At 71.4% G+C, this 23,729-nt stretch carries 44 protein-coding genes; 39 read left to right on the forward strand and 5 right to left on the reverse strand.

Going from position 1 to position 23,729, the window contains the following annotated elements; all coding sequences use genetic code 11:
* Positions 1-4 precede the first annotated feature (4 nt).
* The 24 genes from ACIQ6R_RS13075 to ACIQ6R_RS13190 all read left to right on the forward strand — a co-directional run bounded on the left by ACIQ6R_RS13075 (position 5) and on the right by ACIQ6R_RS13190 (position 11,767).
* Entirely contained in the window at positions 5-817 is an 813-nt protein-coding gene (locus ACIQ6R_RS13075; protein WP_404220904.1) for an exonuclease domain-containing protein, read from the forward strand.
* Positions 817-1,215 (forward strand): hypothetical protein, encoded by a 399-nt coding sequence (locus ACIQ6R_RS13080; protein WP_404220906.1) that lies wholly within the window; start codon positions 817-819, stop codon positions 1,213-1,215. Before ACIQ6R_RS13075 ends, ACIQ6R_RS13080 begins: the two co-directional genes overlap by 1 nt.
* A complete protein-coding gene (locus ACIQ6R_RS13085; RefSeq protein ID WP_404220908.1) occupies positions 1,212-1,493 on the forward strand; it encodes a hypothetical protein in 282 nt (93 codons plus the stop codon). Before ACIQ6R_RS13080 ends, ACIQ6R_RS13085 begins: the two co-directional genes overlap by 4 nt.
* The gene (locus tag ACIQ6R_RS13090; protein WP_404220910.1) at positions 1,490-2,086 is read left to right on the forward strand and encodes a hypothetical protein; all 597 of its coding nucleotides are present in this window, start codon (positions 1,490-1,492) and stop codon (positions 2,084-2,086) included. Before ACIQ6R_RS13085 ends, ACIQ6R_RS13090 begins: the two co-directional genes overlap by 4 nt.
* Entirely contained in the window at positions 2,083-2,346 is a 264-nt protein-coding gene (locus tag ACIQ6R_RS13095) for a WhiB family transcriptional regulator (protein ID WP_404220912.1), read from the forward strand. The genes ACIQ6R_RS13090 and ACIQ6R_RS13095 overlap by 4 nt, the downstream gene beginning before the upstream one ends.
* Positions 2,343-2,645, forward strand: a complete 303-nt coding sequence (locus ACIQ6R_RS13100) for a hypothetical protein (protein ID WP_404220915.1) — start codon at positions 2,343-2,345, stop codon at positions 2,643-2,645. The genes ACIQ6R_RS13095 and ACIQ6R_RS13100 overlap by 4 nt, the downstream gene beginning before the upstream one ends.
* Positions 2,642-3,013 (forward strand): hypothetical protein, encoded by a 372-nt coding sequence (locus tag ACIQ6R_RS13105; RefSeq protein ID WP_404220917.1) that lies wholly within the window; start codon positions 2,642-2,644, stop codon positions 3,011-3,013. The genes ACIQ6R_RS13100 and ACIQ6R_RS13105 overlap by 4 nt, the downstream gene beginning before the upstream one ends.
* Positions 3,014-3,015: 2 nt before the next feature.
* Positions 3,016-3,828, forward strand: coding sequence for a DUF2303 family protein (locus ACIQ6R_RS13110; RefSeq protein ID WP_404220919.1), 813 nt, complete (start codon positions 3,016-3,018; stop codon positions 3,826-3,828).
* The gene (locus ACIQ6R_RS13115; protein WP_404220922.1) at positions 3,825-4,139 is read left to right on the forward strand and encodes a hypothetical protein; all 315 of its coding nucleotides are present in this window, start codon (positions 3,825-3,827) and stop codon (positions 4,137-4,139) included. The genes ACIQ6R_RS13110 and ACIQ6R_RS13115 overlap by 4 nt, the downstream gene beginning before the upstream one ends.
* 13 nt (positions 4,140-4,152) lie before the next feature.
* Positions 4,153-5,742: a DnaB-like helicase N-terminal domain-containing protein gene (locus ACIQ6R_RS13120; protein WP_404220924.1), complete on the forward strand. Its 1,590-nt coding sequence runs from the start codon at positions 4,153-4,155 to the stop codon at positions 5,740-5,742.
* A 359-nt stretch (positions 5,743-6,101) separates the two neighbouring features.
* Positions 6,102-6,299, forward strand: a complete 198-nt coding sequence (locus tag ACIQ6R_RS13125) for a hypothetical protein (protein ID WP_404220926.1) — start codon at positions 6,102-6,104, stop codon at positions 6,297-6,299.
* A 76-nt stretch (positions 6,300-6,375) separates the two neighbouring features.
* Entirely contained in the window at positions 6,376-6,864 is a 489-nt protein-coding gene (locus ACIQ6R_RS13130) for a hypothetical protein (protein WP_404220928.1), read from the forward strand.
* A 23-nt stretch (positions 6,865-6,887) separates the two neighbouring features.
* The gene (locus ACIQ6R_RS13135) at positions 6,888-7,142 is read left to right on the forward strand and encodes a hypothetical protein (RefSeq protein ID WP_404220931.1); all 255 of its coding nucleotides are present in this window, start codon (positions 6,888-6,890) and stop codon (positions 7,140-7,142) included.
* 77 nt (positions 7,143-7,219) lie between these two features.
* Entirely contained in the window at positions 7,220-8,011 is a 792-nt protein-coding gene (locus ACIQ6R_RS13140; RefSeq protein WP_404220933.1) for a hypothetical protein, read from the forward strand.
* Positions 8,008-8,169, forward strand: coding sequence for a hypothetical protein (locus ACIQ6R_RS13145; RefSeq protein ID WP_404220935.1), 162 nt, complete (start codon positions 8,008-8,010; stop codon positions 8,167-8,169). Before ACIQ6R_RS13140 ends, ACIQ6R_RS13145 begins: the two co-directional genes overlap by 4 nt.
* Positions 8,170-8,171: 2 nt before the next feature.
* Complete coding sequence (locus ACIQ6R_RS13150; protein ID WP_404220937.1) at positions 8,172-8,399, forward strand: hypothetical protein; 228 nt, start codon at positions 8,172-8,174, stop codon at positions 8,397-8,399.
* A gap of 117 nt (positions 8,400-8,516) precedes the next feature.
* Positions 8,517-8,954: a hypothetical protein gene (locus ACIQ6R_RS13155; RefSeq protein ID WP_404220940.1), complete on the forward strand. Its 438-nt coding sequence runs from the start codon at positions 8,517-8,519 to the stop codon at positions 8,952-8,954.
* Entirely contained in the window at positions 8,954-9,166 is a 213-nt protein-coding gene (locus ACIQ6R_RS13160; protein ID WP_404220943.1) for a hypothetical protein, read from the forward strand. Before ACIQ6R_RS13155 ends, ACIQ6R_RS13160 begins: the two co-directional genes overlap by 1 nt.
* Positions 9,163-9,420 carry a hypothetical protein gene (locus ACIQ6R_RS13165; RefSeq protein ID WP_404220945.1) on the forward strand — a complete coding sequence of 86 codons (258 nt, stop codon included), beginning with the start codon at positions 9,163-9,165 and terminating at the stop codon, positions 9,418-9,420. Before ACIQ6R_RS13160 ends, ACIQ6R_RS13165 begins: the two co-directional genes overlap by 4 nt.
* Positions 9,417-9,587 (forward strand): hypothetical protein, encoded by a 171-nt coding sequence (locus tag ACIQ6R_RS13170; RefSeq protein ID WP_404220947.1) that lies wholly within the window; start codon positions 9,417-9,419, stop codon positions 9,585-9,587. Before ACIQ6R_RS13165 ends, ACIQ6R_RS13170 begins: the two co-directional genes overlap by 4 nt.
* A complete protein-coding gene (locus ACIQ6R_RS13175) occupies positions 9,584-10,114 on the forward strand; it encodes a hypothetical protein (protein WP_404220949.1) in 531 nt (176 codons plus the stop codon). Before ACIQ6R_RS13170 ends, ACIQ6R_RS13175 begins: the two co-directional genes overlap by 4 nt.
* A 2-nt stretch (positions 10,115-10,116) precedes the next feature.
* The gene (locus ACIQ6R_RS13180; protein ID WP_404220951.1) at positions 10,117-10,557 is read left to right on the forward strand and encodes a hypothetical protein; all 441 of its coding nucleotides are present in this window, start codon (positions 10,117-10,119) and stop codon (positions 10,555-10,557) included.
* Between the two features lie 14 nt (positions 10,558-10,571).
* Positions 10,572-10,835, forward strand: a complete 264-nt coding sequence (locus ACIQ6R_RS13185; RefSeq protein WP_404220953.1) for a hypothetical protein — start codon at positions 10,572-10,574, stop codon at positions 10,833-10,835.
* A 98-nt stretch (positions 10,836-10,933) separates the two neighbouring features.
* On the forward strand, positions 10,934-11,767 hold the full coding sequence (locus ACIQ6R_RS13190; RefSeq protein WP_404220955.1) for a hypothetical protein: 834 nt from the start codon (positions 10,934-10,936) through the stop codon (positions 11,765-11,767).
* Between the two features lie 182 nt (positions 11,768-11,949).
* Here ACIQ6R_RS13190 and ACIQ6R_RS13195 read toward each other — a convergent pair whose 3' ends face one another.
* Entirely contained in the window at positions 11,950-12,165 is a 216-nt protein-coding gene (locus ACIQ6R_RS13195; protein ID WP_404220957.1) for a hypothetical protein, read from the reverse strand.
* A gap of 59 nt (positions 12,166-12,224) precedes the next feature.
* Here ACIQ6R_RS13195 and ACIQ6R_RS13200 point away from each other — a divergent pair, with 59 nt between their 5' ends.
* Together ACIQ6R_RS13200 and ACIQ6R_RS13205 are read left to right on the forward strand one after the other, a co-directional pair.
* Positions 12,225-12,419 carry a hypothetical protein gene (locus ACIQ6R_RS13200; protein WP_404220959.1) on the forward strand — a complete coding sequence of 65 codons (195 nt, stop codon included), beginning with the start codon at positions 12,225-12,227 and terminating at the stop codon, positions 12,417-12,419.
* Positions 12,420-12,440: 21 nt separating this feature from the next.
* Positions 12,441-12,587: a hypothetical protein gene (locus tag ACIQ6R_RS13205; RefSeq protein ID WP_404220961.1), complete on the forward strand. Its 147-nt coding sequence runs from the start codon at positions 12,441-12,443 to the stop codon at positions 12,585-12,587.
* Between the two features lie 57 nt (positions 12,588-12,644).
* On the opposite strand, the gene ACIQ6R_RS13210 is transcribed toward ACIQ6R_RS13205, so the two are convergent.
* The 3 genes from ACIQ6R_RS13210 to ACIQ6R_RS13220 form a co-directional block, all read right to left on the reverse strand.
* Complete coding sequence (locus ACIQ6R_RS13210; RefSeq protein ID WP_404220963.1) at positions 12,645-13,199, reverse strand: NUMOD4 motif-containing HNH endonuclease; 555 nt, start codon at positions 13,197-13,199, stop codon at positions 12,645-12,647.
* Positions 13,200-13,262: 63 nt separating this feature from the next.
* A complete protein-coding gene (locus ACIQ6R_RS13215) occupies positions 13,263-13,673 on the reverse strand; it encodes a DUF6221 family protein (RefSeq protein WP_404220965.1) in 411 nt (136 codons plus the stop codon).
* Positions 13,666-14,175 carry a helix-turn-helix transcriptional regulator gene (locus tag ACIQ6R_RS13220; protein ID WP_404220967.1) on the reverse strand — a complete coding sequence of 170 codons (510 nt, stop codon included), beginning with the start codon at positions 14,173-14,175 and terminating at the stop codon, positions 13,666-13,668. The genes ACIQ6R_RS13215 and ACIQ6R_RS13220 overlap by 8 nt, the downstream gene beginning before the upstream one ends.
* Before the next feature lie 179 nt (positions 14,176-14,354).
* On the opposite strand from ACIQ6R_RS13220, the gene ACIQ6R_RS13225 reads away from it, so the two are divergent.
* From ACIQ6R_RS13225 to ACIQ6R_RS13285, 13 genes are all read left to right on the forward strand, one after another.
* A complete protein-coding gene (locus ACIQ6R_RS13225; protein ID WP_404220969.1) occupies positions 14,355-14,561 on the forward strand; it encodes a hypothetical protein in 207 nt (68 codons plus the stop codon).
* On the forward strand, positions 14,558-14,725 hold the full coding sequence (locus ACIQ6R_RS13230; RefSeq protein ID WP_404220972.1) for a hypothetical protein: 168 nt from the start codon (positions 14,558-14,560) through the stop codon (positions 14,723-14,725). Before ACIQ6R_RS13225 ends, ACIQ6R_RS13230 begins: the two co-directional genes overlap by 4 nt.
* A gap of 73 nt (positions 14,726-14,798) precedes the next feature.
* Positions 14,799-15,662: a protein transporter Sec31 gene (locus tag ACIQ6R_RS13235; RefSeq protein ID WP_404220974.1), complete on the forward strand. Its 864-nt coding sequence runs from the start codon at positions 14,799-14,801 to the stop codon at positions 15,660-15,662.
* Positions 15,662-16,324, forward strand: a complete 663-nt coding sequence (locus tag ACIQ6R_RS13240) for a hypothetical protein (RefSeq protein ID WP_404220976.1) — start codon at positions 15,662-15,664, stop codon at positions 16,322-16,324. The genes ACIQ6R_RS13235 and ACIQ6R_RS13240 overlap by 1 nt, the downstream gene beginning before the upstream one ends.
* Entirely contained in the window at positions 16,321-16,833 is a 513-nt protein-coding gene (locus ACIQ6R_RS13245) for a hypothetical protein (RefSeq protein ID WP_404220978.1), read from the forward strand. Before ACIQ6R_RS13240 ends, ACIQ6R_RS13245 begins: the two co-directional genes overlap by 4 nt.
* Positions 16,830-17,423 (forward strand): hypothetical protein, encoded by a 594-nt coding sequence (locus ACIQ6R_RS13250; RefSeq protein WP_404220980.1) that lies wholly within the window; start codon positions 16,830-16,832, stop codon positions 17,421-17,423. The genes ACIQ6R_RS13245 and ACIQ6R_RS13250 overlap by 4 nt, the downstream gene beginning before the upstream one ends.
* Positions 17,424-17,558: 135 nt before the next feature.
* Positions 17,559-17,720, forward strand: coding sequence for a hypothetical protein (locus ACIQ6R_RS13255; RefSeq protein ID WP_404220983.1), 162 nt, complete (start codon positions 17,559-17,561; stop codon positions 17,718-17,720).
* Positions 17,721-17,931: 211 nt separating this feature from the next.
* Positions 17,932-18,339, forward strand: coding sequence for a hypothetical protein (locus ACIQ6R_RS13260; RefSeq protein WP_404220985.1), 408 nt, complete (start codon positions 17,932-17,934; stop codon positions 18,337-18,339).
* Between the two features lie 74 nt (positions 18,340-18,413).
* Positions 18,414-18,956, forward strand: a complete 543-nt coding sequence (locus ACIQ6R_RS13265; RefSeq protein ID WP_404220987.1) for a helix-turn-helix domain-containing protein — start codon at positions 18,414-18,416, stop codon at positions 18,954-18,956.
* On the forward strand, positions 18,946-20,223 hold the full coding sequence (locus ACIQ6R_RS13270) for a PBSX family phage terminase large subunit (protein ID WP_404220989.1): 1,278 nt from the start codon (positions 18,946-18,948) through the stop codon (positions 20,221-20,223). The genes ACIQ6R_RS13265 and ACIQ6R_RS13270 overlap by 11 nt, the downstream gene beginning before the upstream one ends.
* 174 nt (positions 20,224-20,397) lie before the next feature.
* A complete protein-coding gene (locus ACIQ6R_RS13275) occupies positions 20,398-21,903 on the forward strand; it encodes a phage portal protein (RefSeq protein ID WP_404220991.1) in 1,506 nt (501 codons plus the stop codon).
* Between the two features lie 10 nt (positions 21,904-21,913).
* The gene (locus tag ACIQ6R_RS13280; RefSeq protein WP_404220993.1) at positions 21,914-22,297 is read left to right on the forward strand and encodes a hypothetical protein; all 384 of its coding nucleotides are present in this window, start codon (positions 21,914-21,916) and stop codon (positions 22,295-22,297) included.
* A 6-nt stretch (positions 22,298-22,303) separates the two neighbouring features.
* The gene (locus ACIQ6R_RS13285) at positions 22,304-23,419 is read left to right on the forward strand and encodes a phage minor capsid protein (protein ID WP_404220996.1); all 1,116 of its coding nucleotides are present in this window, start codon (positions 22,304-22,306) and stop codon (positions 23,417-23,419) included.
* On the opposite strand, the gene ACIQ6R_RS13290 is transcribed toward ACIQ6R_RS13285, so the two are convergent.
* Positions 23,420-23,626: a hypothetical protein gene (locus ACIQ6R_RS13290; RefSeq protein WP_404220998.1), complete on the reverse strand. Its 207-nt coding sequence runs from the start codon at positions 23,624-23,626 to the stop codon at positions 23,420-23,422.
* Between the last annotated feature and the right edge of the window lie 103 nt (positions 23,627-23,729).

Below are 23,729 nucleotides of genomic sequence, written 5' to 3' on the forward strand. Positions count from 1 at the left end.
GCGCATGGCCGCCCTTGATTTCGAGTCCAGCGACAAGGACGCCGACACCGCCCGCATCGTCACCTGCGCCCTCATCCTCGTCAACGGCGGCATCCCCACCGACATCCGCACCTGGCTGCTCAACCCGGGCATCCCCATGGAACCCGAAGCGATCAAGGTGCACGGCATCACCGACGAGCACGCCGCCGAACACGGCATGCCCGCCGAGCAGGGCATCGCCGAAATCGCCAAGGCCATCACCGAGGAAGTCGCCGCTGGCGTGCCGCTCGTCGGCCACAACATCGGCGGCTACGACCTCAACCTCCTCGACCGCGAGTGCCGCCGCCACCTCGGCGACAACCTCGAAGGAATCTGCCGCCAGCCGCTCACCCGGGTAATCGACACGATGGTCCTCGACCGGCAAGCCGCGCCCTTCCGTAAGCGGATCAGCGACACGCAGGGCCCGTACCAGATGCGGACCACCGCCGAGACGTACGGCCTGAAGTGGGACGAGGAGAAGGCACACGGCGCCGAGTACGACGCACTGATGTCCGCCCGGGCCGCGTACCGGATGGGCGCCATCGCGCACACCCCATACCGGCAGCGCCCCGACTGGGTGCTGGCGCTGCGACCGAACCGCTTCAACTCCCTGCGGGACGTGACGGTCGAGGAGCTGCACGAGCGACAGGTCGACTGGTACCGGGAGGACGCCGAGCGCTACCAGGCGTGGCTCCGGAACCCCGAGAAGGCGAAGGAGAAGCACGACCCCGAGGCCGTAATCCCGACCGAGTGGCCGCTCCGCCCGATCCCGGCGCAGCGTGCGGGTGGTGACGCCTGATGTGGTTCATCACCCGCCGCCGCCACAACGCCGAGATCACCGCACTCCGCAGCTACACCGACGCCCTCCGCGAGCGCTGCAAGACCGCCGAAGAGAACGAGCGAGCCGAACGCGCCGCCCGCCGCACCATCACCCGCCAGCACGCCGAACTCGACGCCGCCAACCGGCGCCTGGCCGGACGCAACGAGGAGCTGGGCAAGCGGATCTCCGCCCTGTCGGAGTCCGACCCCGAGTACGCCGCCGACCTGGAGAAGCAGCTCGCCGAGGAAAAGCAGCGCGCCGACCGGCTACAGGCCCGCCTCGACGACGCCCTCGGTCTCAACGACGGCGCCGTCGAAGCAGGCCGCCACTGGCAGCACCGGCGCTCGGACCGCGGCCCCAAGGAAGTGACGCCGTGAGCCAGTTCGCCGCCGCCCTCGGCGGAGCCATCACCGCGGCCGGAGTCGGAGCCGTCATCATCGTCCGCTCCTGGCCGCTCCCGACCGGCCGGCACCGCGCCACCCCCGCGCCCGCCCTGCGCCCGGCGGAGGCCCTCGACCAGACCGCCGCCCTGTGCGCCACCGAGCGCCGCGTCACCCTCCACGCCCGCACCCACATCACGCGGCAGCTGATCTGCATGGACTGCCGCAACCCCAGCCCCGACCCGCTCACCACCACCTTGGAGGGCCCGCAGTGAGCACCCTCTTCGACGTCACCACCGAGGTACCGGCCGCCCCTGCGGCGGCCGGGCCCCGGCCCCGCTACCGAGTCGCGGGGCTCGACATCAGCCTCACCGGCACCGGCATCGCCACCCTCGGCGGCACCACCCGCGTCCCCACCACCGGCCGCCGCCGCGACACCATCACCCAGCGCCGCAACCGCATGCGGCACATCCTCGACGCCGTCCTCACCGAAGTCGGACTCGTCGACCTCGCCTGTGTCGAAGGCCCCTCCCACCACAGCGTGGGCGGCTCCGTCTGGGACCGCGGCGGCCTGTGGTGGCTCATCGTCGACGGTCTCTGCGCCCGCGACATCCCCGTCGCCGTCGTCCCGCCCATGTCCCGCGCGAAGTACGCCACTGGCAAGGGCAACTCCCGCAAGGCCGCCGTCCTCGACGCGGCACAGCGCCGGTACGGGGCGATCCTCCCGACCGACGACGAGGCGGACGCGCTGATCCTCCGCGCCATGGGCATGGAGTGGCTCGGCACCCCGCTCGCCGAGGTCCCGGACGGGCACCGTGCGGCGCTGGCCGGCGTGCAGTGGCCCGACCGCGAGGCGGTGGCCCGATGACCCCCAACCTCGCCTGGCTCGACCGCGCGGCCTGCGTCGGCATGGACGACCGCGTCTTCTACGCCAACGGCAAGCACGCCCGCGAGCAGGTCAAAGCCGCCCGGCAAGTCTGCGCCGGCTGCCCCGTCCGCCGGCAGTGCGCCGCCTTCGCCATCCAGACCGGCGAGAAGTGGGGCGTCTGGGGCGGCATGAGCCAGCAGCAGCTCCGCCAACGGCGCCGCCGCTCCCTCCCCGGCACCCGCGGAAAGACGGCGGCATGAGCGCCCGCACCCCAGAACTCTGCGACATCCCCGCGACCAACCACGACGGAGAGACCCACTTCTACGTCAACGGCTGGAAGTGCGACCGCCACTCGCCCTGGGCCGCCAAGGGACAGCCCAAGCCCCAGCCCGGCCCGGGAGCGCCCGCCGGCGCCTGGACCACCCCGTCCCCGATCAACGACTCCCGGGTCCACGACAACCGGGCCGTCGCCTCCGGCAAGCGCCGCTCCAGCCCCCACACCTACCGCGCCGCCCAGGCCGCGGTCGACACCCAGCAGAAGGGCCCCACTCAGCGATGACCGTCCAGCACGAGACCGGCACCGACACCCACGAAGGCGAGTTCGCCGTCTTCCTCATCCAGCACAGCCGCGGCGAAGCCCACGAGCAGATCAGCAGCGAGTTCCACCAGCTGCTCGCCGCCGTCCAGGAACACGGCCGCAAGGGCTCCCTGACCATCAAGGTCGTCGTCGAGCCGCCCAAGGGCCACGTCGACGGCGCGCCCCTCCTCGTCGGCATCGACTCCGACATCAAGGCCCCCAAGCCCATCGCCCCGCCGTCCATGTACTTCGTCGACGACGACGGCCGGCCCACCCGCAACGACCCCCGCCAACTCCAGGCCTTCGACGTCCGCGACGTCAACACCACCCGCGAGATCAAGGACATCTGACCGTGACCAACACCGACAGCGTGCAGCCCATCGCCGCCCTCGCCCAGCAGGCCCTCGCCCCCAAGGACGTCGAGCCCGGCCGCATCTACCTGGTGGCCACCGCCGACGGCGAGATCGAGACCGTCGACCTCACCGGCCCCGAGTTCACCGGGCGCCTGGAGCGGAAGACCGGCACCACCACCGTCCGCGACGCCGCGAGCTTCCTCACCTACTACGCCAAGCACCACGACGACAGCACCGAGGTCTACTCGGACGTCGAGAAGCTCACCGTCACCGCCGTCCTCGACGCCCACCAGGCCGACGGCGCCCGCTTCGGCGGCCACCGTCTCCACCTGGCCCTGCGCAAGACGAAGGCCTGGGAGGAGTGGACCAGCCTCGACGGAAAGCTCCTCACCCAGGACCAGTTCGCGAACTTCCTGGAGGACCACCTCGCGTACCTGGTCGACCCGGACGCGGCGACCATGCTGGAGATCGCCCAGTCCATCAAGGCCAGCACGAAGGCGGAGTTCCAGAGCAGCAGCCGCCTCCAGTCCGGCGAGCGGAAGTTCTCCTTCGTTGAGGACACCAAGGCCAGCGCGGGCGCCAAGGGCGACATCGCCATCCCGGAAACCTTCAAGATCGCGGTGCCGCCGTTCGAGGGCGCCGACGCCTACTCGATGACCGCCCGCTTCAAGTACCGCATCGACCGCGGGCAGCTGGCGCTCGGCTTCAAGCTGGAGCAGCCCGAGGAGCGCGCCAAGGCCGCCTTCGCGGACGTCCTCGCCGCGATCGCCGAGGGCGTGGACACGCCGATCCTGAACGGCACGCCGGCGTGACCGGGGCCCGGCCGCGGGGCGGAGGCGCCGACTCCCGCCGCTGCCCCGCGTGCCGGGCGCCCCTCCTCGTCCAGTGGGTCGGCACCACCGCAGCCCTCAAGGCCACCGTCGATCTCCCGGCCCCGGACGCGTCCCGCCCGTGGCCGGCGGCGAAGGCCCGCTCCACCGACATGGACCTCGTGTGGTGCCTGCCCCGCCAGCAGTACGGGCCCCTCCGCCTCCGCTGGGCCCACACCCGCCACCCGCCCGACTGCCCCCACCAACACCTCACCAGCCACCGCTGCTCCACCGAACCAACCACGCTCTTCTGAGGAGAACGCCACCGTGGAGGACAACGTCCGCCCCTTCCCGCGCGCCACGGCGGACGAAGACGTCCCGAACCGGACACCCCCGCGGGACAAGGCAGCAGAACACGCCGTACTCGGCAGCATGGTGCTCTCCCACATCGTCATCCCCGACGTCGTGGAACGCCTCGAAGGCCACGAGTTCTACTGGCCCATTCACGAGACGATCTACCTGGCCATCGTCGGCCTCTACACCAGCGGCCAGCCCGTCGACCCCATCACCCTCACCGACGAACTGCGCCGTACCGGGGACCTCACCCGCATCGGCGGACCCGCCTACCTCCACGACCTCCTCAACGCCGTCCCCAGCGCCGCCAACGCCCCCTACTACGCCGAGAAGATCCGCGACGCCTACATCCGCCGCGAAGTCCTCCGCGCAACCGCCGACGCCGAGGACAAGCTCCGCTCCGGCGAGGGCGAACTCGCCGACGTCCTCGACTTCGTCCAGGAGAAGATCAACCGCGCCGTCGAAGGCACCGGCCCCCGCACCAGCAGCGACACCGCCACCGGCTGGACGTTCTCCGACCTCACACCCGTCCTCGACGGCACCCACAAGCCCCAACAGCCCGTCGTCGGCGCCCGCGACGACGGCATCGGCCTCTTCTACCCCGGCCGCGTCAACGGCATCCAAGGCGAGAGCGAAGCCGGAAAGTCCTGGGTAGCCCTCATCTCCTGCCTCGTCGAGATGAACCGCGGCAACCACGTCGCCTACCTCGACTTCGAGGACTCCGAGGCCGGCGTCGTCTCCCGGCTCCTCCTCATCGGCGCCAACCCCGACGACATCGCCGCCCTGTTCCACTACGTCCGCCCCGGCAGCACCCCCACCCCCGCACAGCTGCGGCAGTTCGTCGCCCGCATCAGCGACCTCGGCCCGACCCTGATCATCGTCGACGGCGTCACCGAGGCGATGGTCATGCTCGGCCTGGAACTCACCGACAACTCGGAGGTCGCCAAGTTCGGCCGGATGCTCCTGCGCCCCCTGGCCGACACCGGCGCCGCCGTCGTCCCCCTCGACCACGTCGTCAAGTCCACCGAGTCCCGCGGCCGGTACGCCCTCGGCGGCGTCCACAAGCTCAACGCCGTCGACGGCGTCCAGTACATGCTCGAAGCCGTCCGCCCCTTCGGCATCAACACCGAAGGCCGCTCCCGGCTCCGCATCGCCAAGGACCGGCCCGCCCAGGTCCGCCGCCACGCCCTCCCTGGCGGCCGCAACCCCATGCACTGGTTCGCCGACCTCGTCATCCGCTCCGAAGGCGAGGAGTTCGCCGCCGCCCACCTGTACCCGCCCGTCCAGCACAACGACGACCCGCAGGAGACCGCAGCCGTCAAGGACAAGGCCGCCCAGGAGGAGGCCGACATCAAGGACCGGGAGACGGCAGTCCTCGACGCCCTCGCCAAGGCCACCAAGCCGATGAGCAAGAACGCCCTGGAGGAACTCATCCCGGGCCGGGCCTCCGTCACCCGCCGCGCGCTGACCCGCCTGGTCCACGCCGGCCGTGTCGTGACCGAGCAGGGCCCCCGCAAGGCGACCCTCCACCGGCTGCCGCCGAAGGACGGTGAGAAGGCGTGAGCGACCTCGTCCCCACCTCGTCCCAGGCTGCCGGACGACCTCGTCCCGACCTCGTCCCGATCATGAACCGGCCCGGACGACGTCACACGGAAACCGCAGGTCACAGCCCTAACGACCTCGTCCCGATCTTGAAAGCGACCTCGTCCCGACCTGACGAACCGTCACGGGACGAAGTCACACCCCCTCCCACCTGCACGCCCCTTGATCGCTTGACCTCGTCCCACCTCGTCCCGGACGAAGTCGGGACGACGTGCCAGCGACCTCGTCCCTCGTCCCACTCCTTTAGGTGGGACGAGGACGAGCGTCGCGCCACCACCCACCACACCCCCACCAACAGCACCCACCGAAAGGCCCACCACATGATCTCCGCCGAAAAGGAACGCGAAGCCCGCACCACCGCCATCGCCCAACTCCTCGGCTCCGCAGAAACCACGACCGAGGCGAACGCCCTCACACGCGTCGGAATCCGCGCCGGATTCCTCTGGCGCTGCTCGACCTGCAAAGACCCGAAGTACGCCAACCAGGAGACCTGCTGCGGCAAGCCCCGGCCCGCCTGAGCGCGGACATCCGGTTACAGCCAGCCACGCGCAATCCAGCCAACGATCAATACCCCGCGAACCCAAGGAGCCCACAGTGACCGACCACCCCTACACCGACACCGACCTCCGCGCCGAAGCCGCCCGCCAGCACGCCGTACTCACCGAGGACCCCGACTTCGTGGGCGTCGGGGAGCAGATGGAGGACCGCCACATCCAGTCGACCGTCATCGACGAGGACCCCGACTTCGCGCCGGAAGGCGCCACATGGGCCGGGTCGCTCGACCCTGAGGGTGACGGAACGGACGCCTACGCCGAGGCGCAGCGGAAGATCCACGGTCTCATCCAGGGTGCGGCCGACGTGTCCGAGTGGGCCGTCAACCTCGGCGCCGCCGGACTCACCCGCACCGTCTCCATGGGCTGGTACGTCACCGGGAGCAGCTGGGACCTCGCCGTGCAGATCGCCCACCTCCCGCAGATCAAGCCCGAGGTCCGCGACGAGATCGAGTCCGCCGTCCGCCGCGCTGTGGAGCGGGTGTTCGCCGAGCACGGAGTGAAGCCGCGCGGACTCGACACCACCGCCTGACCACCACCTTCGAGAGGACCGTCATGACCGACAAGACCACCCCCGCCGAACTCCTGCGCCGCGACGGTGCCACCGCCGACGAGGCCGCCGCGATCCCGCCCGGCGCTGAACTCCAGCCCATTCCGCTGCGCTGGGGCCTCAACGACACGATGTGGGGCGACGACGACACGGTGACGGTGCTGCTGTCCGGGCCGGATGGTGAGCCGTACTGGCTGGAGCTGGACGTCGAGCGTGCGGTCGTACTGCGTGCGGACCTTGCCGGGCCCGACGGCTCGTGAACGACAGGCCGGCCGCCCGCAGTCGAGTTGCGGGCGGCCGGTTGCCCCGAGTCCACCACACCCACCAGGAGAAGACCATGACCACTAGCCCGGCCCCTGACCGCGTCACCGCCCTGTACGACGCGATCGACGCCTTCCAGCGCCAGCACCGCACCGTGGGTGGCCTCCAGCACGCGCAGATCCGGGCGTTGCTCGCCGAGCACCTGGACGCCGTGCTGCCCGCGACCACCGACCAGACCGCCGAGCTGATCGCCGAGGAAGCCCGCACCCTCGCCGACGACCTCGGCCTCCAGCTCTACCGCGCACAAGACGCGGTCGCGTTCGTCGGGGAGTGCTGCACGATCGCCGAGCGGGAGCAGCGAGCGATCACCACGGCGGACGTCCGGGAGTGGCTGAAGGGCGCACGGTGCGGGCGCCAGCTGGCCGCCGACGCCGAGCTGCGTCGTGTGGCCGACGAGGTGCAGTCCACCGAGACCGACGAGCAGCGCGCCGACCGCGAGGAGACCGAACGCGACCACGCCCGAGGCGATCACACGCACTGCGGCCTCACGTGCGAGGTCGAGCTGCCGACCGAGCACCTGCGGAACTTCGTGATCGCCAAGGGTTACCCAGGCACCAAGGGCGCCCTCGCCGAGCTGGAGCGCCGCGCCGCCGCCAAGGTCGCGCCCGACGCCGACCTCCCCGCGCGCCTCGAAGCCACCCTGACCGAGCGCTACACCGAACTCGGCAACCCCGGCTCGGAGATGCGGCGCCGTGAGCAGGGCCCGGACGGCTGGCCCGCCTCGTACCCGGTAGGCCCGCGCCACGTGGCCGAGGTGCTGCGCGAGCTGCTCGCCGCCGAGGCGCGGCAGGACGGGGCGCAGCGATGAGCAGCGGAGGACACACCGGCATCAGCCTCGCCGGACGCTGGGAGTGCGGGAACTGCGGCGCCACCGGCGACGGCTGGTACGACGACGAAGACGGCCTCACCCTCCACGACGAGGACGGCACGCCGTTCGCCGCCGACGACCACGACTGCGAGGCGTAGCCGTGATCGCCGAAGCGATCGACACCCTCATCACCCTCGGCTGGGCCTTCCTCGGCTGGCTCATCGTCTTCGCCATCACAGGCACCATCAGCATCTTCGCCGCCCTCGCCACCGGCGCCTGGGCATACAGCACCCTGCGCCGCACCATCGTCGCGCCCGCCTGGGCCCGCAGCCGGCGCGCAGCACGCCGGTACGCCCGACGCGAGCCCGACTACGAGGAAGCCGCCTGATGGCCCGCCTCCTGGGCGTCGCCGTGATCGCCCTCCCGCTCATCAGCCTCGCCCTGCTCGGCCTCGGCCGGGCCGGGCGGGCCCTCACCCACCACCTCACCCAGAAGGACACCTGACATGGGCTGGAACAGCGCCAACCGGATCTTCGACCCCGTCGCCCGCGCCCTACAGGAGACCAACGCCGACGACGCCACCAAGCGCAAGGTGCTCGGCGGCCTGATCGGCGAACTCCAGGACGGCGACTGGGACACCGAGGACGAGTCCCTGGAGGACTTCCTCGACGACCCCGCCATCGTCAAGGCCTTCGCCGACAAGAACGTGCACCTCTCCGACCGCCGCTGCTGCCGCGCCGAGCACGCCAAGGATCCCGCCGCCTACCTGCTGGCGTTGCGGCACGAGGACGTCAGCGAGGACGAGATGGCTCAGGCCATCGACGCGTACGCCCACCACCTCGCCACTCGGATCCGGAGCACCCGGGACGAGACGCGCGGCGCCACGCAGGCGTCGAAGGTCACGGACTACGCGGCCGACCTGATCGACCCGAAGGTGCCGTGATGGCCCGTCGCTGCACCCGCGGGCACTTCATCCCCACCACCGCCCCCACCGACGCCTGCCACTGCCCCCTCACCCGCCGGCCGAAGGGCCACGACCGCCCGCCCAGCGCCTTCGCCATGCGGCAGACCGAACTCCGCGACCTCACCGACCAGCGCGCCAGCCGCAAGGCCCTCCGCCTCGCCGACAACGTCCCGACCGGGAGCTACCTGTGACCCACGCCCAGCGCACCGCCCGCGCCTGCCGCATCACCGCCGCCGTCCTCGCCATCACCGCGGCCCTCCTCGCCTACCAGCACTGGCTGTACGCCCTGCCCTGTGTCATCGGCGCCGGCGCCTTCCTCGGCGTCGCGGCCTCGTACCGCCGGGACGAGCAGCGGCAGCGGGCCCGGCACGCCGCGCTGGACGCTGCGGCCGCCGCCGACGAGCAACTGCTCGGCACCGACCGCGATCAGGCGAGCGCCGCGTGAGCGGCCCGTCGTCGACTCCCCGGGGCGAGCACACGCCCGCCCCGGGCAGCACCTGGCAGACCGAACTCGTCCGCGTCGAGCAGCTGGTGGACGACGAGACGCCCGACCCCCGACCGAACCGGAAGACCCGCCGCGCCCTCGCGCGCGCAGCACGGAGGACCAAGTGACCATCACCCGTTACCGCAAGCGCCCCGTCGAGATCGAAGCCGTGCAGTACGGCCTCGCCGAGTACGCCGATAGCCCTTGGGTGATCCGCAGCGACGAGATCCCCCAGTGGCTGCAGGACGCGGCCCGCGATGGGATCGTCGTCCCCGAGTTCCGCAGCGAGGACTACTGGTACCTGAAGATCCAGACCCTCGAAGGCGACATGTACGCCGCTCCCGACGACTGGATCATTCGGGGCGTGAAGGGCGAGTTGTACCCCTGCAAGCCCGACGTCTTCCGCGCCACCTACGAGGTGGTGACCGGCCCGCCAGCGCCCGAGACGACCGAGCTGAAGACGACCGCTCGCGTGTTCGCCGCCCTCCACCGGTCCGCCGAGGACACCGTCACCCGCGTCATCACCCTCCACGAGCAGTGGGTGAAGGCCGGGCCGCCGCCCCTCGGCACGCCCCTTGCCCGCTGGTGGGACAAGCGGCTCGCCGAACTCCACGACGCCATCGTCCCGCCCGCCGACCAGACCACGGAGAAGTAGCCATGCCCGAGTACTCCACCGAACAGAACCTCCGCCTGGCCCAGCAGATGCTCGACCAGCAGGGGCAGATCACCGACCTCACCAAGGAACGCGACGGCGCGTACCGCGAGCGCGCCCACCTCGTCGCGCTCCTCGCCGCCCTCACCGACGACGCCGTCATCTCCTACGCCCGCGACATCGAGGAGCCCGGCTGGCAGATCGTCTACCTCACCCTCGGCGGCCACCAGGCCAGCTGGCACATCAGCCCCCGCGACGCCGACCTTTTCGCCCACGTCGAGCGCGTGGACGTCGAAGACCCGCGGGCCCGGTGGGACGGCCACACCACCGAGGCCAAGTACGAGCGGATCGCCACCTGGACGGCCGAACTCGCCGAGCGGTGCGGGCCGGCCTGCTCGGAGATGCACACGGAGACCGGGCGCTGCGTGATCGCGAGGAACCGATGAGGAACGGGCACAGCATGGACGCGCTCCTCGATGCCTACGCCGCGCGCGGAGTCGCCCTCGCTCGCGTGAAGGCCCTCGTCGACGCAGCGCTGGACGGCCCGCCCACCCCCGACCATGAGCGTCGACTCGTCCGGGGCCTCGCTCACCGGATCAGCGTGGCGATCAAGCCCAGCACGGCCGAGCGTCAGTGCACCTTCGACGAGGAACACGACGCGCACACCTACCCGTACGGCCCGGGTGAGAGCGCCGTCTACTGCCCGGGGCTTTCGCGGACCTGAGCATGACGACGGGGCGCGCCCACAGACCTCCCCAGGCCAGGCACGCCCCATCCGGTGGCCATCACGATACGCCGCCCCACCAGCACCATGGAGCCCCGATGACCACCACCTCCACCCACCTCCGCACTGTGGCCCTGCACTGGGGCGACCTCCGCGAAGCCCTCGGCCAGCCCGCCATCGTCAACGGCTTCGGCCAAGGCCTCCGCGGCTACCTTGCCGCCCTCGAAGAAGCCGAGCCCGTGATCCTCGCCCTGGACCACTACCAGAAGCTCACCACCGTCCGTGACGACCTCGGCCGCACCATCAGCTACCGATGCGAGCACTGCGGCGACGTCGACCCCGGCCACAACCACCCGATCGGCGAAGACCGCGACCCCACCCAGATCGGCCAGCGGCCCGTGCCGATCCGCCTCGTCATCGCCGACACCATGCGCGCCGTCGAGGCCGCCCTCGTCGCCTGCGCAGACGACATCGCCCACGCGGCACAGCGCGCCCCCATCGCCGGGCCCACCGCCCGCCGGACGGCCACGCACCCGTACCTCACCCAGCGCGAAGCCGACATCGCCGCCGCCGACCGGGCCCGCCGCGCCGAGCTGGCCCACGCGGACCTCGTCGACCCGAGGCGCTGGCGGTGGACCGGCCGGCGGACCGCATCCCACGCCGCGCTGTGGCTCCTCGCCCGGATCGAGCGGAAGCCGGGCCCGTGCCGCAGGATCACCGAGCAGGAGGAACAGCGGATCGGGACCGTCGCGGCCGGCGCCGCCGCCCGGGTCGAGCGGGCCCTGGACATCGCGGCACAGCAGAGGACCCTGGAACAGCGGTGCGCGTGCGGCGGCGCGATCGACGTCCACGGCGGGGAAGGCCGGGTGCCGGTCGCGCACTGCACCGGGTGCGGACAGATCTGGACGGAGGGCGGGGTGACTGCGGCATGACCCGCGAGCAGCGGCGCCTCCTCGCGAGGCTGACCGGGTGAGCGCTGCTCGTCGCGACGCTGGCGGTCGTGGCATGGGTGGCCATCACGGCCTGAACGCCAAGCGGCCCTCCGACCCCAGGGGTACAGGGGCCGGAGGGCCAAGCCTCCCCGGGTGGACCACCGACCGTACGCCCCGTCCGGTCAGTGCGTCCAGACGTCCGGCCCGCCCCCACGCCACTCGATCAACGCCGAGCGGACCACGTCCATCTCGTCGAACTCCTGCAACCCGGCCTCCTGCATAAACCGGGCCACATCCTGCACCCCATACGCCAGGCCCAGGATGGACCCGTCGACCCGCACGCGCCGGCCGCCCTGCTCATCGGGCGGGTACACGATCACGGGGCGGTCGGTGGCCATGCTCTTCATCGTCCGCGCGCCGAGCGGCGAGGGCACGGCGGGCGGAGCATCCTGGTGACGTGCCCCAGCAGCGCTACCACCTCGTCCTCCTCCTCGACGGCCAGCCGACCATGCACGGCTGGTGGGCGGACGAGACCGTGGCACGCCGGAAGTTCACCGCGTGGGTTGGTGCGTACGGCCAGGCCGGCGCCCACGTCACCCTCACGGACGAGGAGACCGGCGCCAGGTTGACGGAGTGGCCGGACCCGGGGTGATCGTCTGCCATCCTGTCCGGCATGGCCCACCGCCCGTACCCCGTCGCCGCCCGCGCCTGGCGGCAGATCCTGCGCCGCTACCGCTACGAGCGGCCCGCGCACTCGCCGGCCGCGCCCGCGCGGGGCCCGGTCGGCGAGTACAGGCTGTCGACCCGTCGGGGCCGGTAGCCCGGGCATGACGAAGCCCCCGCCTTGCAGGAGGACGGGGGCTGCGGTGCGGGCGGGCTACGGCCGCCATGCCTTACGGCGGACGATGTTATGCACCTGCGACTTCCCCAAGCCGTACTTGGCGGCCAGGGCTGCCTGCGTTGTGTTGCCGCTGTCCCACTCTGTACGCATGGCTTCAACGATGGCCCAGGTCACCTGAGCGTTCCCGTTCTCTTCTCCCCGACCTCCAGGTACCAGAGTGCTTGTCCCATGTCGAACAGCATCCGCCGAGTTCTCTGAAGGCGTGGCCCACCGGAGGTTCGCTGCCCGGTTGTTCGTCGGGTCACCGTCCCCATGAGCAACCTGGTGGGTGGCACTGGGACGAGGCCCATGGAACGCGGTGCACACGAGAAGATGAATCGGCTTACGCACGCCGCCCAACAGCATCACGGACGGGTAGCCCTTTCCCATGAGGGCAGGCACCAGGACGCGGCCACGGTGCCCTTGGCGTTGGCCGTCCTCCCGGGTGAATACACGATCAAGCGATCGGACGCGTCCCTCGTCGGACACCTCATAGACGCCTACGAATCCGGGTACCGGGCACCATTCTTCAGCCGAGGTAACCTCTGACATGTTCGACTCCTTCGCAGTCGGACCACGCCCCGGGACGGTTGCCGCCGTCGCCGGGGCTTCTAATTATCGCAGGTCAGCGACCCATTCGGGGCGGAATCCGGGCCGGTCCGCGTACGGCAGCGCGAGCAGGCGCACGGTCGCGCACGGGTACCGCGCAGGGAAGTGGCTGCACACCTGGCAGTCTGTGGCGACGCCCCCGCCGCTCCCCGTTGACCGCTGCTCCACGGGCTGGTGAAGCGCGAGCAGCTGCCGCTTGGCGTCGATCTCGCGCAGCACCCGCGCCGGTTCCCACGCCATCATGTGGTTCGCGATCGTCCGGTCGCCGACGTAGAACTCGTCGCCGCCCACGTCGATCGTGGCGGACGCGATCAGCTCCCACTCCAGCTTGTTCCCGGAGCCTTCCCACACGGTCGCCCGCACAGTGCGCTCGTCCTCGTCGAACTGCGCGCGCAGCCACACCACCAGGTCATCCATCCTGCGCCTCCAGCTTCCGCCGCTTCAGCTTCCGCGCCACGTCGGCCGCCTCGTGCCAGACCTGCGCCTTCTCCTCCAGGTCGCTGCGCATCTCCGCCTCGGCCTGCGTCGACAGCTCGCCGGCCTTCGCCTGGAGCGCCTCCACCACCTCGGCGACGACAGACGCCCGGTAGGCGTCGAGCATCTTCTCCGCCTCGTCCCACGGGACGCAGCGCTTCTCCGCGACCTCGTTGTACGGCGGCTCGTTCAGGTCGGACAGGATCGCGATCCGGGGATCGGTCGTCGTGGTCACTGGCGCTCCTTGCTGCTTGGGCGGGGAACCGCGCTTCTTGCCCGGCTGCGGCGGATTCGCCGCGAAGTAGGCGGCCACCTCGTCCTCACGGAACCGGGGCCGCGTGCTGCCCTCGCCCTCAACAGGCTGAGGGAAGGCACCCGCCCGCCGATACGCATGGATCGACTGCCGGCTGACCCCGTGCTCCGCCGCGATCTCGGTGGTGGTCATCAAGCGCGGGCTCCCCTCTGTGTCAGGGCTCTTGGGCACGGCAACATCCTTCCCGAACCCCTTGACCTTGTAAAGAGGTTCCTGCCAGTCTGGCACTGCACAACGAGAACGGCCCCGGTCGGTGTGTGAGAGCCCGGCCGGGGCCAGCCGAATCCCCTGAGCGACCAGGAGAAACGACCGTGGAACACGGTATCCGCACCACCCAGGCCCCGCCCAGCCCGGCGCACACCGCAGCCGAGCCGCTCGGTGATCTCGTCTCCGGCGACGCCCTCCACACCAACCCGGCCGCCGTGCATGCCCGCGGCCGGGTGGCGGTCGACGTCGCCGCCGAGGTCGCAGCGTCCGCCGACGCCCGCGCCGTTCACCCCACGACGGTGACCGCATGAGCGAGCAGCAGCGGGACCTCACCCCGCAGCCCAACCAGATCCTCGCCGAGCCCGCCACCCCGCAGGCCTGCGCCGCCGACCTCCGCACCGCCACCGAGCAGCAGACCGCCGCCGGCGCCGCCCGCGACCAGGCCGTGTTCGCCCGGATCAACGCCGCTCGCTGACCACCAGACCGGCCGCCTTCGCCACGTCCCCCGTCGCGGAGGCGGCCACCCTGCACGCTCCCGGAGGAGCACCGTGAAGACCCGCACCATCGAACGGACCCGCCTCGTCCCCCACACCGTCGACGGCGTCACCGAGATGGTCCTCGACCGCGAACTCGTCGAGGTCCCCCTCCCGCCCCGCGACTGGGACCAGCTGGTGCGCACCGCCGTCACCATCGGCGCCATCGTCCTCGTCACCGCGTCCCTGGTCTGGACGACCGCCAGCATCGGCGACCTCCTCGCAGCCGTCACCCTCCCAGTGGTCGCCTACGCCGCAGCCGTCGCCTTCGACGCCTCCTGGATCATGTGCATGGCCGTCGAGTGGCTCCTGCGCTACGACCCCAAGCGGGCCCAGGTCGCACAGCGCGCCGGATGGTGGGCGCTCGCCGTGTCCATGGCCGCGGTCTTCGCCCACGGCAACATCGTCGCCGACGAGTGGGTCATCGGCGCGGTCGGCGCGCTCGTCTCCGGCCTCGCCAAGGGCGGCTGGACGATGGCCATGCGCATTCACGCCCGCCCCCTCGACCCGCGCACTCAGCAGTGGGTCGAGGCGCGCCGCGCGAAGGTCGACGGGCAGCTCGCCATGATCCCGATCCGGCGCGACCTCCAGCGCGGCGAGCACCTCGTCGAGGCCGAACGGGCGGCCCTCACCACGGATTCCGGATCCGCCGGATCCACGGATCCGGACCAGTCCGGACCGTCCGCCGCCGATCCGGACCGGACCGTCACCCCGATCGACCGCAAGACGCTGACCACGAAGGACGCGGTCCGGATCGCATGGCAGGACGGAATCCGCGACCGGACAGACGTGATCCGCGAGGTGACCCGGCAGCTCGGCCGCCCGGCCTCACCGGACACCGTCGACCGCTACCTCCGCGACCACCAGCGGACCGCGTGATGAGCGCGCAGCCGGGCCCCGACGGGCAAGAGCTGCGCGCCCGCCACTATCTCCGCCGCCTCGGCGCCCGCCCCTTCGGCCACCAGGAGCCACCCATGCACGAGCCCGACCGCCGCCCCGTCACACCCACCCGGATCATCCCCGCCGGCACCCCGCTGCCCGCTCGGCCGCCCGAGCGCGGCGAACTCCCGCCCTGGCGGGAGAAACCCGCACCACCACCGCCCGCGACCCCACCCGCACCGGTCCGCAACGATCCGGATCCCGGTCTGGTCGAGGTCCGCCACACCCACGAAATCACCCTGACCTGGGCGGACCCCGATCCGGAGCCGGATCCGCCGCTGTGGGCGCGCGTCTGGGACTGGCTGTGGGAGCGGCTGTTCACCTGGCGGATGATCGTCGCGATCCTCGCCGCGCTCGCCCCATGGGCAGGCGGGCAGAGCCCGGTCGGCCTGTGGTCCGGCACCGTCCACCAGGCGCGCACCGAGGCCGGGATCCTCGCCGCGTACGTCATCGCGGGCGTGGCCATCGCCGCCACCTGGGCCCTGGACCGGCGTACCGGCCGCGCGCTCCCGCGGTTCCTCCTCGTCACCGCCAGCCTGGGCGCCGTCGGCGTCCTGCACTGGTGGGACCCGATCCTGTTCCTCACCGGAGTTCCCCGATGACCGGCACGACCACCCTCACCCTCGGCGGCCTCCTCGCCGCCCTCCTCATCCTGGTCGCCAACCTGCACCCCTGGTGGACCGGCAGCCGCGAGATGAAGCAGCTCGCCGCGTTCGGCAAGGGCTTCTCGGCTGCGGCCTGCGCCGCCGCCTGCCCTGGAGGCCTCCTCGGCTGGGCGCACTCCCGCGCGGGCACCGTCGGTAACGGCGCTGGCGAACGGGTCAGCGCCACGGCGGCCGGGTCGACGTCCGGCAGCACGGTCACCAGTGGCCAGCTCGTCGGCCTCGGCACCACCGGCGCGATCATCGCCGTCACGGTCGTGTTCCTCGTGGGCCTCTCCTACAAGGCCGCCGGGAAGAAGGACAAGAAGCGGATCATCGGCGGAGCCTTCGTCGGCTCCACGCTCCTGCTCACCGCCGGAGTGGCCGGCGCCCTGGAGTGGCTGCCCGGTGCACTCGACACCGTCGGCGAGGCGCTGAAGGACGCGGTTCAGGGGGCGGGCATCCTGTGACCCGCCTCTCCCGCACCGCCGACCGGATCGCTACCGGCTCCCGAACCCTGGCCCGACGCCTCGCCGCGCGCGTGGCCGCCTGGTGTGCGCGCGGCCGCCGCCACGACCTCACCGGCTGGCGGGCCGCCCTCGGCATCGTGGCCCGGTGCGCGCTGCTCCTCGTCGGCGCGTACCTCCTCGCCCGGATCGTGCGTGCCCTGCCCGCCCTGATGTGGCTGCTCACCACCGGCTGGACGATCGCCGCGTGGAGGGCCGGCCGACCCGCCACCGAAGCCCCCGCGGAGGCACCCGGGGAAGGGGCGCCGCCGCCCGACCGGGAGGCCGTCCACGCCCTCCTGCTGGAGGCCATGGGGGACGCCGACGCAGTGCACCTCCGCACGGTCCTCGCCCACCTCCAGCAGAAGGGCCACGGAGAGGGCTGGACGGTAGGCGACCTGAGGGCCCGTCTGGAGGCCCTCCACATCCCCGTCCACGCCAAGGTCAAGGCCCCCGGCTCCAAGAGCCCCACTCGGGGTGTCCGGCGGGCGGATCTGGCCCCTTCCCCGGCTGCCGCCGAGGAGGCGTCTACCGCCCCGTCTACCGCCGCCTGACCTGCACGTCTACCGGCGTATCTACCGCCGTCTACCGCCGGATCTACCGGCCCATCTACCCCGGGGCGACCGCCCGCCTGCCAGCTAGCCGGCCGCCCCGGTCCCATCCCGAACACACGAGACAGGAGCACCATCATGGGCATCCTCAGCCGCAAGAGCGAGACCGCCAAGCTCGACGAGACCGTGGACCAGCTGCCCGCGCAGGTCGCCGACTGGACCCCGCAGCAACGCGCCGCGTACGCCGCCCAGTCCGACCGGGCCATGCGCGAGCAGGCCGAGCAGCAGACGCGGAAGTAGCGTGGCTGCCACACTGAAGGCGCGCGCCAGGTAACGCCCGGCATCTGAGGCCCCGCCAGGCCCCCCGTCCTGGCGGGGCCACCTTTGTGCACCTAGTTGCAAAACCGGCGATCATGGCGCACCATGGGCCGCAGATCTGGCATGCCCGGAACCGGAACCCACCGGTGAGGCATCATTCCCCCCGTATCTCACATCCGTCCCAGGGGGGACCATGAACACCCGCACCGCCGCCGCAGCCCTCGCCGCCGGCGCACTCCTCGCCCTCACCGCCTGCTCCAGCAGCGACGACGGGACCGAGAACAAGCCGACACCCAAAGCCTCCGCCAGCCAGAAGCAGAAAGACGACGCCGCCACGAGCGGCGGCCTCCCGCCCAGGCCGACGGGCGAGAAGCGGCAGCAGCTCCTCGATGCGCTAGCGAAAGCCGCCCCGGACGTCGTCCGCTACGAGGACAAGGCCGTCGACGCCGCCCGCAACCAGTGCAGCGCCTTTGGCGAGGGCGTCGAGCGCCCGGACTGGCTCGCCTCGCAGCGCTTCACGTACAAGGACGTCACGACTACCGAGGCGCAGGGCAAGCAGATCAACGATGCCCTGAAGAGCATCGGCTTCTGCAACGCCTGAACCGACACTCACCTGACTGGCCCGGCCGCACCGTCCCGCGGTCGGGCCTTCGCACGTCCCGAGGAGGTGGCCCCGTGGCGGTACGCAAGGACATGCGCCAGGTCACCGACGCCGAACGCGCCGAGATCCTCCGCCTCCACGGCGAAGGCAAGGGCCGCAACGAGATCGCCCGGCTCATCGGCCGCGCCCAGCGCACCGTCTCCCTGATCTGCGCCGAAGAAGGGCTCGTCTTCGACGTCACCATGACCGAGGACGCCACCCGCGCCCGCGTCGCCCAGCTCGCCGCGCTGCGCACCGAGACCGCCATGGATCTGCACCTCGACGCCATGCGCCTCACCCAGCAGATGTGGGAACCCGGCAAGATCTTCAACTTCGGCGGCAAGGACAACACCTACCGCGAGGAGCCGGTCGACGAGCCGCCGGCCATCGACAAGAAGAACCTCATGGCCGCTGCCGGGATCGCGCTGGAGAAGTCGATGCGGCTCGTGCCCCCGGTCACGGAGACCGGCGAGGACGACGCCCGCTCGATGCTCGGCAAGATGATGAACGGCCTTCAGCAGGTCTGGAACGAGCAGCAGGCGGCCCCGCGCGGAGACGAGGGGGACGATGCTTCGTGATCTCCCCGTCCCTCTGTCGCTGAAGCAGCTCGACTACGTCGTCAACTCCACGGCCTTCGTGAACCTGGCCGAGGGGTCGATCCGGTCCGGGAAGACCGCCTCCTCGCTGCTGCGCTGGCTGATGTACGTTGCCACCGCGCCCCGCGGCGGCGAACTGGTCGTCGTCGGCCGCACCCGCGACTCCCTGAACCGCAACGTCTTCGGCCCGCTCATGGACCCCGCGCTCATGGGCCCGCTGGCGAAGTTCACGAAGTACACCAACGGCGCGTCCACCGCCACGATCCTCGGCCGTACGATCCACGTCCTCGGCGCCTCCGACGCCAAGGCGGAGAAGGTGCTGCGCGGCCTCACCTGCGCGGGCGCCTACGTGGACGAGCTGACCGTCATCTCGGAGGAGTTCTTCCAACAGCTGATGGGCCGCTGCTCCGTCGACGGCGCGCAAATCTTCTGCACCACGAACCCGGACTCGCCGGCGCACTGGGTGCGGACTCGGTTCCTCGACCGGCTCGGCCGCCTTCCGGACTGGCGAGTGTGGCATTTCCAGCTGGACGACAACCCGGTCCTCTCGCAGACCGTCAAGGAGCGCTACCGGCGGACCTACACCGGGCTCTGGTACCGGCGGTTCATCCTCGGCGAGTGGGTCGCGGCCGAGGGCGCCGTCTTCGACATGTGGGACCCGGCCCGGCACGTCATGCCGTGGGCGCAGCTCCCGGCGATGGACCGGCTCCTCGCACTCGGCATCGACTACGGCACCACGAACGCCACCGCCGGCCTGATGCTCGGCGTCGGCCGGGACCAGCGCCTGTACCTGGTGGACGAGTGGCGGCATGACCCGAAGCACGACCAGCAGCGCATGACGGACGGGCAGTTGTCCAACGGGCTGCGAACGTGGGCCCGCGAGCGGCACCTGCCGGCCGGGGGCCCGGACCGGCCGGAGTGGTGGGTTGTCGACCCGTCGGCCGCCTCGCTCAGGTTGCAGCTGTACCGGGACGGCGTGACGCCGCAGGCCGCCGACAACGACGTGTCTCGCGGCATCAGCCTGATGGCGACGCTCCTGTCGGAGGGCCAACTCGTGGTGTCGGACCGGTGCGCCGGCTTCATCCGGGAGGCCCCGGGCTACTCGTGGGACCCGAAGGCGACTGAGGCTGGCGAGGACAAGCCCATCAAGGTCGCGGACCACTCTCTCGACGGCGGCCGGTACGCGGTCGTGACCACGGAGCCGCTGTGGCGGCCTCTCGTTCGTAGCGCTCTGGAGGTGGCCGCCTGATGGCTCGACTCGGCCCGGTCCCGGGCTTCCCACGGTGGACTGGCGTCCGTGCCGACGCCTGCGGCCCGACCGCCGTCCGTGACGGCGCCCTCGTCGTGAACGTCGACGTCCGGATCACGCGTCGCGCCCGCTGGTGGGCGCGCTGGCGCATGCTCACAGGGAGGTGGCCCAGCGATGCCTCTGCCGACGGGTGACATGGCCTGGCCGCCCCCGTACCTCGGCCCCGCCCTCGACTCGATGAGCACCTGGGACACCTGGTGGTCCGGCGACCCCGACCGCCTGGAGACCCTCTACGGCGGCAGTACCGGCGGCGGCCCCGACCCCAAGCGATTGCAGTACGCCGGCGGAGTCGTCGGCCGGATGGCCCGCTGGTGGTGGGGTACACCGACCGCCCCGGGCGAGCGGCGCACGAAGATGCACGTGCCGATCGCTGGCGACCTCTGTGGCGGCAGCGCCGACCTGCTCTTCAGCGAGCCACCGGCGTTCACTGTCGACGACGACACGACGCAGAAGCGCCTCGACGTCCTCACCGACGACGGCATGCTCGCCACCCTCCAGACCGCCGCCGAAGTCGGTGCCGCGCTCGGCGGGATCTACCTGCGGCCGGTGTACGACAAGGACGTCGCCGACCGGGCCTGGATCACCGCGGAGCACGCCGACCGGGCCATCCCCGAGTTCACCTGGGGACGGCTCAGCGCGGTCACGTTCTGGAAGACGGTCCGCGAGGACGACGGCCAGGTCTGGCGGTGGCTTCAGCGTCACGAGCGCGGCGTCGTCCTCCATGGGCTTTACCAGGGCACCAAGGACAAGCTCGGCCGACCGGTCCCGCTGGAAGACTCTGAAGCGACGGCCGGCTTTGCGCCGCTGGTCAACGCCGAGGGCGCCATCGCCACCGGCTACGACAACGGTCTCGACGTCGTCTACGTGCCGAACCAGGCGTCCCGCCGCTGGCGGTGCAAGCCGAAGTTGCAGGAGTTCGGCCGCTCCGACTTGGACGGCGTCGAGCCACTCATGGATGCCCTCGACGAGACCTACTCCAGCTGGATGCGGGACATCCGACTCGGCAAGGGCCGCCTCGTCGTCCCTGAGAGCTACCTTCAGTCCAATGGGCCCGGTCGCGGCGCCTCGTGGAATCCCGATCAGGAAGCTTTCGCCGGGGTCAACGTCCTGGGCGATATGCAGCTCACGGTCGCGCAGTTCGCGATCCGGGTGCAGGAGCACAGGGACACGGCGGAAGACCTCGTCAACCAGATTCTGCGCTCTGCCGGGTACAGCGGGCAGACGTTCGGGATTGGCGGCGACGTCGCTGTCACCGCGACGGAGGTCACCGCGCGGGAGCGCCGGTCGATGACGACGCGCGGCCGGAAGATCTTGCGGTGGCGGCCGGCGCTCGCGCAGCTGGTGGAGGCGCTCCTCGCCGTCGACCAGTACGCGTTCGGTGGCGGGCTCACCCCGCAGCGGCCGACGGTCGAGTTCGAGGACAGCGTGCAGGAGGATCCGCTGTCGCTGGCGAACACGGCGGACGTGCTGCGGCGGGCGCAGGCCGCGAGCACGGACACGCTGGTGCGGATGGCGCATCCGGAGTGGGACGACATGCAGGTGGCTGCCGAGGTGGAGCTGATCCAGCAGGAGGCCGGTACTGCGGTGCCGGATCCGATGCAGACCGGTGCCCTGCCGTAAGGAGGCAACGTTGAGCAGCACCTACCGTCTCCTCTGCCTCTCTCACGATCCGGCGATCGTCGAGGGCGATTACTCCTCCAGCGCGGACGCCGAGCAGGCCCTCGCTGAAGGCATCGAAGGACACTCACGCTGCGACATGCTGGTCGGGCGGTTCTCGTACCCGCTGGTCGAGGTCGGCTGCCCTTCTTCAGGGGACCAGCCAGCGAAGCTCCGTTGCTATCACGGTGCCACGGTGTGGGCTGACGCTGGGTGGCTCCTGCTGTTGGCGTCCGCCTATCAGTCGACTGACGAGAACGTCACCGGCACCGTGGAACGGCTTCGGTTGCACTGCTGGCCGTGGGAGCGGCTTCGGCGGCTGCGCGAGGAACTCGGGTTTGCAGCGCAACGGGGGTGATCGGCTGTGCCCGTGTCACCGGCCATGGCCGAAGACCTCGCGGTCGCCGTCGCCGACCTGTACGAGACGGCCGAGGGCGTGCTGATCGAGAAGATCCGGCGGGCCCTCGTCGAGGGCATCAACTCTCCGGTGTGGGTGCAGCTCAAGCTCGCGGCCGTCGGCAACCTCCAGGCCGCGATCGACGAGGTGATCGCAGCCCTCCAGCTCGACGCGAACGGAGCGATCGGGCAGGCCCTCGCCGAGGCGTACGACCGCGGGCAGCAGGCGGCCGTCGCCGAACTGGGGGCGCTCGGTGTCGGCCAGGCCGCCGCGGCTGCGGTCGCGCTGCCGACGGCTCCGGTCGTGGACCGGCTCGCGCAGGCCGTCATCGCCGACACCGGCCCGGTGTATCTGCGGATGCTCCGCGCTTCGATGGACGCCTACCGTGACGTCGTCTCCCGGGCCGCCGCAGCACCCGTGCTCGGCGCGCAGATCCGACGGCAGGCCGCCCAGTCGGCGCTGGACGACTTCGCCGCCCGCGGGGTGAAGGGCTTCGTCGACTCCCGGGGACGCTCGTGGGAGCTGCGCTCGTATGTGGAGATGGCGATGCGCTCCGCTGTCGGCCGGGCCGCTGTGGAGGCGCACACGGACCGGCTCGGCGCGGCCGGCGTGGAGCTGGTGATCGTGTCGCAGGCGCCGGAGGAGTGCGATCTGTGCCGCCCGTGGGAGCGGAAGATCCTCTCCCGCACTGGGCAGCCTGGGAAGCGGACGGTGCAGATGGAACACGCGACGGAGGACGGCGAGATGGTCACCGTGCGGGTGGCCGGGTCGCTGCCGGAAGCCAGGTCTGCGGGGCTGATGCACCCGAACTGCCGCCACACCGTGTCCGCGTACCTGCCGGGTGTCTCTCGGATCCCGAAGGCGCAGGCGTCGCGGGGGACGTACGAGGACTCGCAGAAGCAGCGGTACCTGGAGCGGCAGGTCCGGAAGTGGAAGCGGCTGGAGGAAGCCGCGATGGACGATGCTCGGCGCAGGCTGGCGCGGGCGCGGGTGCGCGCGTATCAGACGCGGGTGCGTGAGCTGGTCGCGGAGACGGGCCTGCCCCGCAAGCGTCACCGCGAGCAGCTCACGACTGCGCGGTAACTAGCGGCGCCCAGCCAAGGGCGACCCACCAGCGATGGACGGGCCGGGCTTCGCCTCGGTCGGCGCGTTCGAGGTGACGATCGCGTACGCCTCGGCGAGGTAGCGCGCGTTCTCGCCACGGCCAGCTTCCGCAGCGCTACCGATGGCGTTGAGCAGTTCGATACGGACCTGGTCTGCGAGCTGAGCCTCGCTCTTGTTCTCAGTCATGAGCAGACCGTACGGCCAATCGGCAGGACGTGTTCCCCCTACCTCCTTTGTCGCAGGTCAACGGCACCAAATTCTTCCGCCCGCCAGGCGCGGGCCGGATCGC

Source organism: Streptomyces sp. NPDC096048 (genome assembly GCF_044763415.1).
In the GTDB taxonomy this organism is placed as follows: Bacteria; Actinomycetota; Actinomycetes; order Streptomycetales; family Streptomycetaceae; genus Streptomyces.